Raw genomic sequence first — 14,965 nt, forward strand, 5'->3', positions numbered from 1 at the left:
CATGAACACCACCCGATGTGACCGCACCCCCGCCTGGGCTGCCCTGCAGGCCCAGTTTGAAACCACTGGCCGCACCTTGGATGTGCGCGACGCCTTTGCTGCTGACCCGCAGCGGTTTGGTGTGTTCAGCCAAAGTGCGCCGCATATCTTTGCCGACCTGTCCAAAAACCTGATCGACGAGGCCACCCAGGCCTTGTTGCTCGACTTGGCGCGGCAAAGTGGTCTGGAGTCACATCGTAACGCGATGTTCGCCGGTGACAAGATCAACACCACCGAACAACGCGCGGTGATGCACTGGTTGCTGCGCACCCCAGCCCAGGCGCAGCGCGACGGCCTGCAAGGCCTCTCTGTCGAGTTGGCCCAGGTGCATGCCACGTTGGCGCCAATGCTGGACTATGCCGAGCAGGTGCGTCTTGACGCGGCCATCACCGATGTGGTGAACATCGGCATTGGCGGCTCGGACCTGGGCCCGCAAATGGCGGTGCTGGCGCTCGACGAGTATGTGATACCGGGCAAACGCTTCCACTTTGTCTCGAATGTGGACGGCCATGAACTGGCGGCGGTGCTGAAGAAGGTCAAGGTGGAAAGCACCTTGTTCCTGATTGCCAGCAAGACGTTCACCACCATCGAAACGATGACCAACGCCCATAGCGCCAAGGCGTGGTTTGCGGCGCAGGGCGGCACCGACGTGGCGCGGCATTTTGCGGCGCTCACCACCAATGTGGCGGCGGCCAACGCGTTTGGCATCAGCACCACCTTTGGCTTTTGGGACTGGGTCGGCGGGCGTTATTCGGTCTGGTCGGCCATCGGTTTGCCGCTGGCGATCGCCATTGGTGCGCAAGGCTTCAAGGAGTTTCTGTCCGGTGCGCACGACATGGACGAACATTTCCGCACCGCGCCGCTGGACCAGAATCTGCCGGTGCGCCTGGGTTTGCTGGATGTGTGGTACCGCAATTTCCACGGTTTCACCAGCCGCAGTGTGGCGCCGTACCACTGTGCGCTCAAACGCTACCCGGCTTATCTGCAGCAGCTGGAGATGGAAAGCAACGGCAAACGGGTGGACGCCAGCGGCGAAGCGGTGCCATTTTCGACTTCCCCTGTGGTCTGGGGCGAACCGGGCACCAACGGTCAGCACGCCTACTTTCAGATGTTGCACCAAGGCACCGATGTGGTGCCGGTGGAGTTTGTCGCCGTCAAAACCGCCAAACACAGCTTGCCCGGTCACCAGACGCTGCTGCTGGCCAATGTGCTGGCGCAGGCGCAAGCGCTGATGCTGGGCAAGGCTGACGCCGGTGGACACAAACACTTCCCCGGCAACCGGCCCAGCACCTTTTTGCTGCTGGACGAACTCAGCCCCGCCAGCCTGGGCGCACTGATTGCCTTGCAGGAACACCGCGTGTTTGTCTCGGGCAGCCTGTGGGGCATCAACAGCTTTGACCAGTGGGGCGTGGAGTTGGGCAAGGTGCTGGCCAAGGATGTGGAAGCCCGCTTGCTCAGTGGCCACACCGAGGGGCTGGATGGCTCAACCGCCGGGTTGCTGGCGCGTTTACAGGCCTAAACGGCCACTGCGTCACGCAGCGCGTAGGGGGTATTGCCAGACATGAATGTCGTCTTTGATCTTGGTGCGGTGCTGGTGACCTGGCAACCGGCGCAGTTGATGCTGCAAACGTTTCCCCAACAAGTGCGCTCGCCCGATGAGGCCAAACACTTGGCGCACCAGGTGTTTTCGCACCCGGATTGGCATGCGTTTGACCGGGGCACGCTGGACGTGGAGGCGGTCATTGCACAAACGGCCGAACGGCTGGACTTGCCGCTGCCAGCCATGTCAACGCTGGTCAAAGGCATTGGTGAGCGCCTCACGCCGATGGACGACACCGTGGCGCTGCTGGGCCGCCTGCACACCGCCCGCCAGACGGGGCAGGGTGTGGCCGGGCTGTATTACCTCTCCAACATGCCGGTGCCTTATGCCCGGCTGCTGGAGCAGCGTTATGAATTTTTTCAGTGGTTTGACGGTGGCGTCTTCTCGGGTGATGTGCAACACATCAAGCCCGAAGCCGCCATTTACCAGCTGCTGCAAAGCCGCTACACCCTGGCGCCTGCGCGCACCGTGTTTGTGGATGACCTGAAACACAACATCACCGCCGCCCAAGAACTGGGCTGGCAGGGCATTCATTTCGAGTCTGCGCAGCAGTTGCAGGCCGATCTGGCCTTGCTGGGCTTGCTGGTTTAAATTTCACCATCGGGCTCAGGCCGCCGTGGTCTGGCGCACGGCATGTTCCCAGCGCGCCTTGAGTTCGTCCGCGCGCTCGGGTGACATGGTGGGGTAGAAGGTGCGCTCAGCCGCCCACAGGTCTTCCAGTTCTTGCAGCGAGGCGTACACCCCGGTGCCCAGACCGGCCAAATAGGCCGCGCCCAGCGCCGTCGTCTCGACCACCTTCGGCCGCACCACCGGCACCCCCAGCAGGTCGGCCTGGAACTGCATCAGCAGGTCATTAACACAGGCACCACCGTCAACACGCAATTCAGTGATAGGCGGTGTGTGCCCGGCAGTTGTCATGGCATCCTTGCCCATGGCGGTGAGCAAGGCGGCGCTCTGAAAGGCGATGCTCTCCAGCGCTGCCCGGGCAATGTGGCCGATGTGGGTGCCGCGCGTCAGCCCCAAAATGGCGCCGCGCGCGTCGGCTTGCCAATAAGGCGCACCCAGGCCGGTGAAAGCGGGCACAAACACCACACCCCCCGAGTCCGGCACGCTTTGGGCCAGCGACTGGACGGCCGAACTGGCGTCGATGGCGTGCAGGCCGTCGCGCAACCACTGCACCACCGCCCCGCCAATGAACACGCTGCCTTCCAGCGCATATTGCGGCTGCAGCCCGATCTGTGCGGCACGGGTGGTGATCAGCCCGTTGCGCGAGGTCATGACTTCATCGCCGGTGTGCATGAGCAAAAAACAGCCGGTGCCATAGGTGTTTTTGGCCAGCCCGGGGCGAAAGCAGGCCTGGCCAAACAGGGCACTTTGCTGATCGCCCGCCACCCCGGCAATCGGCAGCGGCAACCCGAAGTGCAACGGGTCGGTCTCACCATAGCGATGAGAAGACGGGTGGACTTCTGGCAGCAAGGTCGCGGGCACCTCAAACCGCGCCAGCTGTGTGTCGTCCCAGCTGCTGCTTTGGATGTTGTAGAGCATGGTGCGTGAGGCGTTGCTCACATCGGTGGCGTGCACGCGCCCACCGGTCAGCTGCCAGATCAGCCAACTGTCCACCGTGCCAAAGGCCAGTTCGCCGCGCTCGGCGGCAGCCCGCGCGCCGGGCACGTGGTCGAGTAACCAGCGCACTTTGCTGCCGGAGAAATACGGGTCCACCACCAGGCCAGTGCGCTGCTGAATGTCCGCGCTCAATCCGGTGGCGCGCAACTCCTGGCAGAACGGCTCGGTGCGCCGGTCTTGCCAGACCACCGCGTTGTGCACAGGCTCACCGGTACGCCGGTTCCACAGCAGCGTGGTTTCGCGCTGGTTGGTGATGCCGATGCCCTTGATCTGGCTCGCCTGGATGCCGGCACGCTGGATGACCTCGCGCGCGGTGGCCAGCTGGCTGGCCCAGATGTCCATCGGGTCGTGTTCCACCCAGCCGGGCTGCGGGAAGATCTGGGTGAGTTCGCGCTGCGCCGTGGCGATCATCTGGCCCTGGCGATCAAACAGAATGCTGCGGGAGCTGGAGGTGCCCTGGTCCAGGGCCAAGAGATAAGTCACGGGAGCCTCACTGTCAAAAATTCAGGAACACACCACACGCCGCCCCCCAGCGGGTCGGTGTACGGGTGGCCTGGGCTTGGGCATCAAGTGCACGAAACGAAGCGTAACAAGAATGTTCGTTTTCAACGCTAGTACGGCGCCACAGAAATGGAGGAACACAATGAAAACAACAGATTTTTCTGACTGGCTAGGCGTGAGGAGGCGACATAGCCGTAGCTATGGCAACGACGAACAACAACGCCAGACGGGAAAAGATGCGTTTTCATGTTCCTGCATTTCTGTGGCGCCGTACCAGGGTTGTCACCATGGTGCACAACGCGCCGCGCATCCTGTGGCCGCTGCGTAGTGCCATGTCGCTTGACCCCGAAAAGTTCAGCCAATGACGGGCGCTGACAGTGCGGCGACTGGCTGCAGATGGCCCATTCTGAAAGCAAAAAAGCCCTGCAGGTGGTAGGCCTGCAGGGCTTTGTGCTGGATGCGCCCGCTAGGGACGCACGCCGGATGGGTTACATGCCCATGCCGCCCATACCACCCATGCCGCCCATGTCGCCACCACCCATGCCGCCGCCAGCTGCGTCGTCCTTCGGAGACTCAGCCACCATGCATTCGGTGGTCAACATCAGGGATGCCACAGAGGCTGCGTTTTGCAGCGCGGTGCGGGTCACCTTGGTCGGGTCCAGGATACCCATTTCGATCATGTCGCCATAGGTGTCGTTGGCAGCGTTGAAGCCGTAGTTGCCCGTGCCAGCCATGACCGCGTTCACCACCACAGAGGCTTCGCCACCGGCGTTGTAAACGATCTCGCGCAGGGGCGCTTCGATGGCTTTCAACACCAAGGCAATGCCGTGGTCCTGGTCAGCGTTGTCACCCTTGATGACGCCAGCAGCTTGCTTGGCGCGCAGCAGAGCCACGCCACCACCAGCCACAATGCCTTCTTCCACAGCAGCGCGGGTAGCGTGCAGGGCGTCTTCGACGCGGGCTTTCTTTTCCTTCATTTCGACTTCGGTGGCAGCGCCAACCTTGATCACGGCCACACCGCCGGCCAGCTTGGCCACGCGTTCTTGCAGTTTTTCACGGTCGTAGTCGGAAGTAGCTTCTTCGATTTGCACGCGCACTTGTTTGACGCGGGCTTCGATGTCAGCAGCCGGGCCAGCGCCGTCGATGATGATGGTGTTTTCTTTGCCCACTTCGATTCGCTTGGCGGAACCCAGGTCAGCCAGAGTTACTTTTTCGAGTGTCAGGCCCACTTCTTCAGCGATGACCTTGCCACCGGTCAGGATGGCGATGTCTTCCAACATGGCCTTGCGACGGTCGCCGAAGCCAGGCGCCTTGACAGCCACAACCTTCAAGATGCCACGGATGGTGTTCACCACCAGAGTTGCCAGGGCTTCGCCTTCGACATCTTCAGCAATGATCAACAGCGGACGGCCGCTCTTGGCGACTTGTTCCAGGGTGGGCAGCAGGTCACGGATGTTGCTGATCTTCTTGTCGTACAACAGCACAAACGGGTTGTCCAACAAAGCGGATTGCTTTTCTTGGCTGTTGATGAAGTAGGGCGACAGGTAACCACGGTCAAACTGCATGCCTTCAACGACGTCGAGTTCGTTTTGCAGGCTCTTGCCGTCTTCCACGGTGATCACGCCTTCTTTACCAACCTTGTCCATCGCGTTGGCGATGATGTCGCCAATGGAGGCGTCAGAGTTGGCGGAAATCGAACCGACTTGGGCGATTTCCTTGGAAGTGGTGGTGGGCTTGGAAGCCTTCTTCAGCTCTTCGATCAGGGCGGTCACCGCCTTGTCGATGCCGCGCTTGAGGTCCATCGGGTTCATGCCGGCGGCCACGTATTTCATGCCTTCGCGCACGATGGCTTGAGCCAACACGGTAGCGGTGGTGGTGCCGTCGCCAGCGTTGTCAGAGGTCTTGGAAGCGACTTCCTTCACCATCTGAGCGCCCATGTTTTGCAGCTTGTCTTTGAGTTCGATTTCCTTGGCCACGGACACACCGTCCTTGGTCACGGTGGGGGCGCCGAACGAGCGCTCCAGCACCACATTGCGGCCCTTGGGGCCCAGGGTCACTTTGACCGCGTTGGCCAAAATGTTCACGCCTTCAACCATGCGTGCGCGGGCTTCGCCGCCAAAAATAACGTCTTTTGCTGCCATGTTATGACTCCAGTAATTTCAAAAAATAAGGTAAAGACACTTGGGTCGAGAAAAGAATTGCGTCGCGAGCGGGTCAGAGGCTAGGCGCACAGCGCGCAGGAACCGGAACGTACTTCCTGTACGTGAGGATTCCGAGCACTGCGCAACGACGCCTATGAGCCGCGCAGTAGCAATTACTTCTCGACAACGGCGAAGAGGTCGTCTTCTTTCATGACCAGCAATTCGTCGCCGTCCACCTTGACGGTCTGGCCGCTGTACTTGCCGAACAAAACGCGGTCGCCGACCTGCACGGTCAGGGCCTTGGTTTCGCCCTTGTCGTTGGTCTTGCCGGGGCCCACAGCCAACACTTCACCTTGATCCGGCTTTTCAGCAGCACTGTCAGGGATCACGATGCCGGAAGCGGTGCGGGTTTCGTTCTCAACACGCTTGACGATCACGCGGTCTGCCAAAGGGCGCAGTTTCATAAATATCTCCTAAGTTGCGAAACAGGGGTTAAAACCAAAACGCCAACTGGTGAAGTTGGCCGTTGTTGTCTTGAAGCGATGGAGTGACAGTGTTTGTTAGCACTCATCTCTATCGAGTGCTAATGATAAGGGTGTTTGGCGGCATTTCAAGAGCCAGATCGGACAATTCCCTTATCTTCTGTGGCGGGGCATGCAGATCATTGCACGCCCTGGCGGGCCGGATCAGGCCAGGGCGCGGGCGGGGCGTGTGACCTGATGGCTTTTTTGACGCTGGGTGTAGCGGTCCAGGCCCAGGCCTTCGGTGCTGATCTCCGGGCACTGGCCCAGAACCAGGTCGGCCACCAGTTTGCCCGAGCCGCAGGCCATGGTCCAGCCCAGGGTGCCGTGGCCGGTGTTGAGGAACAGGTTGGCATAACGGGTGCCGCCAATCACCGGCGTGCTGTCGGGGGTCATGGGGCGCAGCCCGGTCCAGAAGGTGGCGTTGGCCACATCGCCGCCGGGGAACAAGTCGTTGACGACCAGCTCCAGCGTGGCGCGGCGGCGCGGGTCCAGGCGCAGATCAAAACCGCCCAGCTCGGCCATGCCGCCCACGCGGATGCGGTCGTCAAAACGTGTGACCGCAATTTTGTAGGTTTCATCCAGCACCGTGGACTGTGGCGCAAAGGCCGGGTCCACCAGCGGCACCGTCAGCGAATACCCCTTGACCGGGTACACCGGCAAATCCAGGCCCAGCGGTTGCAGAAAACCACGCGAATAACTGCCAAAGGCCAGCACAAACTTGTCAGCGGTCAACACCTGACCGTTGACGCGAACGCCCGTGATGCGACCGCCCTCGGTGACCAGACCTTCCACGGCCTGGTTGAAGCGGAAATCCACGCCTTGCGCCCGGGTCTGCTCGGCCAGGGCGGTGGTGAAGCGGTAGCAATCGCCGGTTTCGTCCATGGGCAAACGCAGGCCACCGGCCAGGCGGTCGCGCGCCTGGGCCAGGCTGGGCTCGACGCTGGCCAGTTGCTCGGCGGTGAGCAATTCGTAGGGCACGCCACTGTCGCGCAGCACGGTGATGTCGCGCTGCACCGCATCCACCTGCGCCTGGCTGCGAAACAGCTGCAGGGTGCCGCCGGTGCGTTGTTCATATTGCAAGCCCAAATCAGCACGCAGTTGCTGCAGACACAGGCGGCTGTATTCGGACACGCGCACCATGCGCTCTTTGTTGACGGCGTAGCGCTCGGCCGTGCAGTTGCGCAGCATCTGGGCCATCCATTGCCACTGGAACAGGCTGCCGTCAGGCCGGATGGCCAGGGGCGCATGTTTCTGGAATATCCATTTCATCGCCTTGAACGGGATGCCGGGCGCCGCCCAGGGGGTGGAATACCCTGGCGAGACCTGACCCGCGTTGGCATGGCTGGCTTCCAGCGCCACATCGGGCTGGCGGTCCAGCACGGTGACCTGGGCGCCCGACTGGGCGAGGTAATGGGCTGTGCTGGTGCCGATCACGCCACCACCGAGAACGATAACTTTCATGGTCAGATGCCTAATGAGTGAGGAATTCGCAAAATATAGGGGCATCAGATCAGTGAAATCACCTGAAATCGTGGATCATCTCAGTCAGATTTGCTGTTGTTGATCTCAAAAACCCGGGTGAGGAGTGAAATGGCTGAACTGGACCGCTTGGACAAGAAAATTCTGGACATCCTGCAGCGTGACGGGCGCATCTCCATGACCGATTTGGCGCACGCCATCGGCCTGTCCACCTCACCGTGTTCCGAACGCGTCAAACGCATGGAGCGCGAAGGCGTCATCACCGGCTACCACGCGCGGGTGTCGCCCAAGGCGCTGGGTAAGACCTTGCTGGTGTTTGTGGAGATCACGCTGGCGGCCAAATCCGCCGAGGTGTTTGACAAGGTGCGCGCGGAGTTGCTGCATGTACCCGACGTGCAGGAGTGCCATCTGGTGTCCGGCAACTTTGACTACCTGGTCAAGGCCCGGCTCGGCGGCATGGACGAATACCGCAGCCTGTTGGGCGACATTCTCAAGAAACTGCCGGTGGCAGCGCAGTCCCACAGTTATGTGGTGATGGAGGATGTGAAGGAAAGTCTGGTGATACGGACCGATCGGTAGGCAGTCAGTCCGGCGCCATGTAACCGGGTCAAGGCCGGTTGTTCCGTGCCGGTGGATGCTCACTGATTCCCTATCCATCCGACACGTTGTTGCAACGCCATGCCGTACGTCTTTACCGTCTGCGGCCTCGCGCCTCGTGTCGTATCGATCTGGAAATGGAATGACCCCGCGAGTTGGATCACACCCCCGGCCCATATACTTATTTCAACTGATGAAAGTGTGGAGCACCAGCAAGCCAAATGGGCACACAACGCCGAACAAATAGCCAGCCGCCACAGCCTGATGTTGATCTGACGGGTGAGGCACCCGGTGGGCTGTGTCTCAGTGATGGGCGCTTGCTGGTTGTCGGCAAGGCGCTCCAATTTGGCATCTGGGATTGGAACCTGGCCACCGGTGAGCTGGACTGGACGGCAGAGCTTGATGCCATCTACGGCCTGAAACCGGGCACGTTCGGCAGAACCTACAGCGACTTTTCAAAGCGGGTGCACCCGCAGGACCTGGGCCAGGTTGAACGCGTCCGCGACGACGCCCTGGCGGCTGGCCGCCCCTTCCACGTCGAGTTTCGCATCATCCGGCCAGATGGCGACATCCGCTGGGTCCGCTCTGCGGGGGATGCCCTGCGGGACACTGCGGGCCGGGTGACGCGGGCGATTGGCACCACCATCGACATCACCGACCAAAAGCACCTGCAGCTGGCCTTGTCGACCAACGAGGCGCGTTTGCAGACGGCGCTCAAGCTCACCGACCTGGTGATCTGGCACCAGGATGCCAGATTGCGCTACACCTGGGTGGCCAACCCAGCCCTTGGCTTCACGCATGAATTTTTGATTGGTCGACGCGACGAAGACATTTTCGACCAGGAAGATGCTCGACAGTTGGGCTTGATCAAGCGGCGTGTCATGCTGACAGGTCGCGGCGAGCGGCAGGAGGTCTGGGCCACCAGCTTAGGCCGAACCGGCTGCTTTGATTTGATTGTTGAACCCGAGCGCGCCGCCGATGGCCGGATCACCGGATTGATCTGCGCTGCGGCCGACATCACCTCACGCAAGCGTGCCGAGGAACACCTGCAGTTGCAGGCGGACATTCTCCATAACCTCCAGGAGGGGGTGAACATTGTGGACAGCCACGGCATCCTGCACTACACCAACCCCAAGTTTGATGCGATGTTTGGCTACGCAGCGGGTGAACTGGTCGGGCAGTCGGCGGCCATCCTGAATGCACCGGGCACCTCGGACCCGGATGAAACCGCGCAAGCCATCCTGCGCACCCTGGCACTCGATGGTCACTGGTCCGGCAACCTGCAGAGCCGCCGCAAAGACGGCAGTGTGTTCTGGTCCAACGTCAACATTGTCGCCACCCAACATCCCAAATTTGGCAAGGCCTGGATTTCGCTGCAGTCGGACATCACCGTGCTGCGCCAGGCTCGGCTGGAGCGCGACATGGCCCACCGCGCCATCGGTCACCTGGCCGACCACGTGCAAGACAAGATGGAAGAGCAGCGCCGCGAGATCTCGCGCGAGGTGCATGACCAGATCGGCGCGGCGCTGACCGGCATCCGTATGCAGCTGGTGGCGCTGTCACAAGCACCGGCGCCCGCCAACGTTGCGCCGGTACTGGCCGACATCGACAAGGTCTTGGCCACGACGCGGGTGCTGTGTTCGGACCTGCGCCCGCCCATCCTGGACGACCTGGGTCTGGCGGAAACCCTGCGCTGGTATGTGCGCGACTGGGCCAAAAAGTCAGGCATCCGCGCCAGTACACGCATTGCCGCGCTGGGCATGGAGCCCGCCGACCCGCTGCGCATCGACATTTTCCGGATCCTGCAAGAACTGCTCACCAACGTCACACGCCATGCCGGCGCCCGGCGCGTCAACATCAGTTTGAGCCATGCCGCAGGCCAGATCCGTTTGCAGGTTGCCGACGACGGCCACGGTTTCCAGCCCGGCCAGACTGGTGGCTTCGGGCTGCTGGGTATACGTGAGCGGCTGCGCCGTCATGGCGGGGAACTGCGCATCCAGTCCACCCCGGCAGGCACCCGCGTCACGGTGTCTGCCCCCGAGACCGGGTCATGAAAGAAGCCCGGCTGATCATTGCCGACGACCACCAGGTGGTGCGCCAGGGTTTGCGCAACATCTTCGAGCGGGCCTCTGGCTTCTCGGTGGTGGCTGAAGCGGCAGACGGTGCCGAGGCCGAGCGCCTGGCGCGCGACCTGCCGGCCGATCTGCTGATCCTGGACATTGCGCTGCCCATCAAGCGCGGCATGCAGGTGCTTGAATCCTTGCGCGCCTCGGGCAGCAGACTGCCGGTGCTGTTGTTTTCGATGTACTCCGCTGCCCAGTACGCGGGTTATGCGCGCAGGCACGGTGCCCAGGGCTTTGTCGGCAAGGACGTGGCCGAGGCCGAGCTGTTGCAGACGATCCGCTTCATCCTCGACGGTGGCACCCGGTTCCCGAGGCCGCAGCACCACGCCGCTGACCGCGCCAACCCCTTCGCGGTGTTGTCCGCCCGCGAAGAAGACGTGATGCGTGGCCTGCTGTGTGGTGAAGCGCTGGCCGACATGGCGGCGCGCCTTGGCATCGGCGCCAAAAGCATCACCACCTACCGGCGCCGCCTGCTGGACAAACTGGGCGTCAACAGCAACGCCGAACTCGCGGCACTGCACGCCCGGCAAAATCAGCCTTGAGCCGCGTTTTTGTCGGCAATCACTGACAGACAAGGCCCCATTTATCCCGCATGATCCGACGATGTCGGGGGGCGGCCTGGGTGATCTTGCCGGTTGTGGTTCAATGACCCACCGCCCCTGTTGAAGCCAGATTGGCAGGTGTGGCAACTCAGTCAGGGACCATCAATTGCAAAGCAAACCAGGTAGGTGGAAAGACCCGCGGTCATGGCTGGCCTTTCATTCCTTGCGTTACCAGCTGGTGGTCGCCGTGGTGGTTTTGTTTGGCGGCCTGCTCATGGCTGTCACGACGCTGGCTGTGCAACGGCTTGAAGCGGGTTTTCTGGCCGAGGTGCGCAAGCAGCAACAAAGCAACGTCCACACCGTGGCGCTGTGGATTCAGAGTGAGGCCCACGAACGCTACCGTGCCCTGGACGCCCTGGCCAAAGGGCTGCCCATCGACGCCTGGGCTGACGGCGCACAGGTGCAAGCCTATCTGGACGACAAGCCGCTGGCGCTGAGCATCTTCAGCCGTGACGTTTACGTCATTTCCCCGCAAGGCGTCCGCATTGCCGAAGTGCCCCGGCGCAACGGCATCGGGATGGATTACAGCCATTCTCCCTACGTGCAGCGCGTCCTGCAGACCAAGGCGCCCATGGTGATGCCGCTGATCGGGCGGCTGTCCGGCCAGCCCAACCTGATTTTTGCCGTGCCACTGCTGGATGCTGCTGGCAACGTGCGCGCCATCGTCTGTGGTTCGGAGTCACTGAGTCCCGGCAGTCATTTCTATCTCTCCAATTTCATCAGGAACGGCGAGGGCGGTGGCTACCATGTTTTTGACTTTCTGCACAACATTTATGTGGCCAGCACCGATGCCGAGCGCGTTCTCAAGCCGTTGCCTCAACCCGGCCTGAACCCGCTGTTTGACCGGCGCAAGAGCGAGGGTTACCTGGCCTTTGACCGGACCATTGATTCCCGGGGGCTGGACATCTTTTCCGTGGCCGAGTACCTGCCGGAATTCGGCTGGACCGTGCTGGCCTACATTCCCGCGCACGAGGTGCTGCGACCCGTGCAGTCGCTGACCCTGACTTTCTGGTTGGGTGCGGCCGGCGGGCTGCTGTTGCTGGGCGGCTTGATCTGGTGGCTGATGACCCGCAAGCTGGCGCCGCTGGAGGCGGCCTCCAGGATGATGGCCGGTTACCAGGCCGGTGATGCGATTCCGCATTTGCCCGAAACCGGCAGTCTGGAAGTCCATGGCCTGATGCGGCATTTCAACCAGCTCCACCAGCTGGTGCAGTCCCAATACGAAACCCTGCGCGCCGAGCGCGACGAGCTCGACCGCAAGGTGGCCGAACGTACCCGTGCGCTGGTGGCGCAGTCCAGCGAACTCGAAGACCTGTACCAGAACGCGCCCTGTGGTTACCACTCGCTGGACCAGACCGGCATCGTTCTGCGCATCAACAACACCGAGCTGCGCTGGCTGGGGTACGCGCGTGAGGAGGTGATTGGCAGGCCCATCACCGATTTCCTGACGCCTGCAACCGTCCAGCTGTTCAAGGCCCACTACCCGGAATTTCTGGCCAAGGCCTACATCAACGACCTGCAGTTTGAATTTGTGCGCAAGGACGGCTCCTGCATCCGTGGCTTGGTCGCGGCCACGGCTGACTTCGATGCCGAGGGGCGGTTTCTCTTTTCGCGCTCGATCGTCCAGGACTATTCAACGCTGTACGCCCAGCAGCAGAATCTGCAGCACATCCTGTCGCGCGCGCCCATCGGGGCGCACATCCTGGCACTCCAGGACGGTGCCACCCTGTTCATGAACCAGCGTTTTTGTGAGATGCTGGGCATCGATGCCAGCGCCTTGCAAGACACCCACCTGGATGTGGCCGGCTTCCATGCCGACCCCGATGAGCTGGAAGACATCAGCCGCCAGGTGCTGGCCGGGGAGGTGGTGAGCAACCGGCTGATCGAACTGCGCCATCCCACCCAAGCTGGCAAGTTGCCCGGGTGGGCGCTGGGCACCTTCATGCGCATCACCTACCAGGGGCAGGACGCCAAGCTGGCCTGGTTTTATGACATCTCCGAGCTGCGTTTCGCCCAGTCCAACCTGACCGAAGCGCAGCGGATCGGCCACATGGGCAGCTGGAGGCTGGACCTCACCACCAACGCGGTCACCTGGTCCGACGAGTTGTACCGCATGTTTGGCGCCGACCCCGCCAAACCACCGCCCGGCTTCCTGGACCAGACCAGCATCTTTGAGCCCGAAAGTTGGGACCGGCTGATGAACGCGGTGAGCCACACCGTGGAGAGTGGCGAGCCGTATGAGATTGAGCTGCAGACTCGCCGCGGCGATGGCGAAAACGGCTGGATTCTGGCGCGCGGTGAGCGGGTCTGCAACCCGGCTGGAGAGCCGGTCATCATGCAGGGCATTGTGGTGGACATCACCTTGCGCAAGGAAACCGAGCTGTTGTTTGAGCAGGCCAGGCGCACCGCCGAGGCGGCCACGCTGGCAAAAAGCATGTTCCTCGCCAACATGAGCCACGAGATCCGCACGCCGATGAACGCCATCCTGGGTTTTGCCCACCTGCTCAAGCGATCCCGGCTCGACCCGGAACAACGCGACTTTCTGGACAAACTCGGTGCCGCCGGGGAGCACCTGATGACCATCATCAACGACATCCTCGACTTTTCCAAAATCGAGGCTGGCAAGCTGACCCTGGAGCACATCGACTTTCCGCTGAACGCCATCCTGGGCGGGGTGCAATCGCTGATCGGAGAGCAGGCCAGCGCCAAGGGACTGACCGTTGAGCTGGATACCGATGACGTGCCCATGTGGCTGTGCGGCGACCCAACCCGCTTGCGCCAAGCCTTGCTCAATTACGCCAGCAACGCGATCAAATTCACCGAACAAGGCAAGGTGAGCTTGCGTGCCCGCTTGTTGAACGATGAGGATCAGCGGCTGTTGGTGCAGTTCGAGGTGGAAGACACCGGGGTTGGCATTGCGCCGGAGCGGCTGGGCAGCCTGTTCACCGCTTTTGAGCAGGTGGATGTCAGCACCACACGCCGCTACGGCGGCACCGGCCTGGGGCTGGTGATCACGCACCGGCTGGCTGGCCTGATGGGGGGCGAAGTGGGGGTGGACAGTGTGGTGGGCCAGGGCAGCCGGTTCTGGTTCACCGCCTGGCTGGAGCGCGGGCAGCCGATGCAGCCGGATCGTCCGGGTGGCCTCCATGAGGCCGAGGCCGACATCCAACGCCGCCATGCCGGCAAGTCCATCCTGCTGGTGGAAGACGACATCTTCAACCAGGAGGTGGCCCAGATCCTGCTGTCCAAAACGGGGCTGCGCATCACGATTGCCAACAACGGCCGCGAGGCGGTGGCGCTGGCGTGTGAGGCGGACTTTGCGGTGATCCTGATGGACATGCAGATGCCCGAGATGGACGGCCTGCAAGCCAGCCAGTACATCCGACGGCTGAAGGGGCATCGGTTAACGCCTATTCTGGCCATGACGGCCAACGCCTTTGAAGAGGACCGGCAGCGTTGCATCACGGCCGGGATGGTTGACTTCATTCACAAGCCGATCCATCCGGACACCTTTTTCTCGATACTGCTGAAGTGGCTGTCGGTCAAGGGCTAAATCTAGGGAATCAAGCATGAACAGTGTGCTGGTAGTTGAAGACGAATGGATCAGCCAGGAGCTGGCCCAACGCGCGTTGCAACGCCTGGGCTTTGCCCGCATCGCCGTTCGCCAGGGGGTAGCGCGGCGGGTGGTGTATGTCTGTTTTTGAGCTTTCTTTCTTAAAAAGGCGCGGCACAAGCG

At 61.9% G+C, this 14,965-nt stretch carries 11 protein-coding genes; 7 read left to right on the forward strand and 4 right to left on the reverse strand.

Going from position 1 to position 14,965, the window contains the following annotated elements:
- The first annotated feature begins 1 nt into the window (after position 1).
- Together pgi and LHU53_RS02325 are read left to right on the forward strand one after the other, a co-directional pair.
- Positions 2-1,558 (forward strand): glucose-6-phosphate isomerase, encoded by a 1,557-nt coding sequence (gene pgi, locus LHU53_RS02320; protein WP_227330466.1) that lies wholly within the window; start codon positions 2-4, stop codon positions 1,556-1,558.
- A gap of 42 nt (positions 1,559-1,600) precedes the next feature.
- Positions 1,601-2,230 (forward strand): HAD family phosphatase, encoded by a 630-nt coding sequence (locus LHU53_RS02325; protein ID WP_227330467.1) that lies wholly within the window; start codon positions 1,601-1,603, stop codon positions 2,228-2,230.
- A 15-nt stretch (positions 2,231-2,245) separates the two neighbouring features.
- On the opposite strand, the gene glpK is transcribed toward LHU53_RS02325, so the two are convergent.
- The 4 genes from glpK to LHU53_RS02345 all read right to left on the reverse strand — a co-directional run bounded on the left by glpK (position 2,246) and on the right by LHU53_RS02345 (position 7,889).
- Positions 2,246-3,745, reverse strand: a complete 1,500-nt coding sequence (gene glpK, locus LHU53_RS02330; RefSeq protein ID WP_227330468.1) for a glycerol kinase GlpK — start codon at positions 3,743-3,745, stop codon at positions 2,246-2,248.
- A gap of 506 nt (positions 3,746-4,251) precedes the next feature.
- Positions 4,252-5,904 (reverse strand): chaperonin GroEL, encoded by a 1,653-nt coding sequence (gene groL / locus LHU53_RS02335; protein WP_227330469.1) that lies wholly within the window; start codon positions 5,902-5,904, stop codon positions 4,252-4,254.
- Between the two features lie 173 nt (positions 5,905-6,077).
- Complete coding sequence (gene groES, locus LHU53_RS02340) at positions 6,078-6,368, reverse strand: co-chaperone GroES (RefSeq protein WP_227330470.1); 291 nt, start codon at positions 6,366-6,368, stop codon at positions 6,078-6,080.
- A 222-nt stretch (positions 6,369-6,590) separates the two neighbouring features.
- Positions 6,591-7,889 (reverse strand): D-amino acid dehydrogenase, encoded by a 1,299-nt coding sequence (locus LHU53_RS02345; RefSeq protein WP_227330471.1) that lies wholly within the window; start codon positions 7,887-7,889, stop codon positions 6,591-6,593.
- Positions 7,890-8,018: 129 nt separating this feature from the next.
- Here LHU53_RS02345 and LHU53_RS02350 point away from each other — a divergent pair, with 129 nt between their 5' ends.
- From LHU53_RS02350 to LHU53_RS19655, 5 genes are all read left to right on the forward strand, one after another.
- Positions 8,019-8,486, forward strand: coding sequence for a winged helix-turn-helix transcriptional regulator (locus tag LHU53_RS02350; RefSeq protein WP_227330472.1), 468 nt, complete (start codon positions 8,019-8,021; stop codon positions 8,484-8,486).
- 239 nt (positions 8,487-8,725) lie between these two features.
- The gene (locus tag LHU53_RS02355) at positions 8,726-10,558 is read left to right on the forward strand and encodes a PAS domain-containing sensor histidine kinase (protein WP_227330473.1); all 1,833 of its coding nucleotides are present in this window, start codon (positions 8,726-8,728) and stop codon (positions 10,556-10,558) included.
- Positions 10,555-11,169 (forward strand): response regulator transcription factor, encoded by a 615-nt coding sequence (locus LHU53_RS02360; RefSeq protein WP_227330474.1) that lies wholly within the window; start codon positions 10,555-10,557, stop codon positions 11,167-11,169. The genes LHU53_RS02355 and LHU53_RS02360 overlap by 4 nt, the downstream gene beginning before the upstream one ends.
- Before the next feature lie 166 nt (positions 11,170-11,335).
- Positions 11,336-14,782 carry a response regulator gene (locus LHU53_RS02365; RefSeq protein WP_227330475.1) on the forward strand — a complete coding sequence of 1,149 codons (3,447 nt, stop codon included), beginning with the start codon at positions 11,336-11,338 and terminating at the stop codon, positions 14,780-14,782.
- A gap of 16 nt (positions 14,783-14,798) precedes the next feature.
- Positions 14,799-14,933, forward strand: a complete 135-nt coding sequence (locus tag LHU53_RS19655; protein WP_255631783.1) for a hypothetical protein — start codon at positions 14,799-14,801, stop codon at positions 14,931-14,933.
- The last annotated feature ends 32 nt before the right edge of the window (positions 14,934-14,965 follow it).

Source organism: Rhodoferax sp. U2-2l (genome assembly GCF_020594515.1).
GTDB lineage: Bacteria > Pseudomonadota > Gammaproteobacteria > Burkholderiales > Burkholderiaceae_C > Rhodoferax.

Coding starts and splice junctions, on each gene's coding strand:
- pgi (WP_227330466.1), top strand. CDS start 2: ATGAACACCACCCGATGTGACCGCACCCCCGCCTGGGCTGCCCTGCAG.
- LHU53_RS02325 (WP_227330467.1), top strand. CDS start 1,601: ATGAATGTCGTCTTTGATCTTGGTGCGGTGCTGGTGACCTGGCAACCG.
- groL (WP_227330469.1), bottom strand. CDS start 5,904: ATGGCAGCAAAAGACGTTATTTTTGGCGGCGAAGCCCGCGCACGCATG.
- groES (WP_227330470.1), bottom strand. CDS start 6,368: ATGAAACTGCGCCCTTTGGCAGACCGCGTGATCGTCAAGCGTGTTGAG.
- LHU53_RS02345 (WP_227330471.1), bottom strand. CDS start 7,889: ATGAAAGTTATCGTTCTCGGTGGTGGCGTGATCGGCACCAGCACAGCC.
- LHU53_RS02350 (WP_227330472.1), top strand. CDS start 8,019: ATGGCTGAACTGGACCGCTTGGACAAGAAAATTCTGGACATCCTGCAG.
- LHU53_RS02355 (WP_227330473.1), top strand. CDS start 8,726: ATGGGCACACAACGCCGAACAAATAGCCAGCCGCCACAGCCTGATGTT.
- LHU53_RS02360 (WP_227330474.1), top strand. CDS start 10,555: ATGAAAGAAGCCCGGCTGATCATTGCCGACGACCACCAGGTGGTGCGC.
- LHU53_RS19655 (WP_255631783.1), top strand. CDS start 14,799: ATGAACAGTGTGCTGGTAGTTGAAGACGAATGGATCAGCCAGGAGCTG.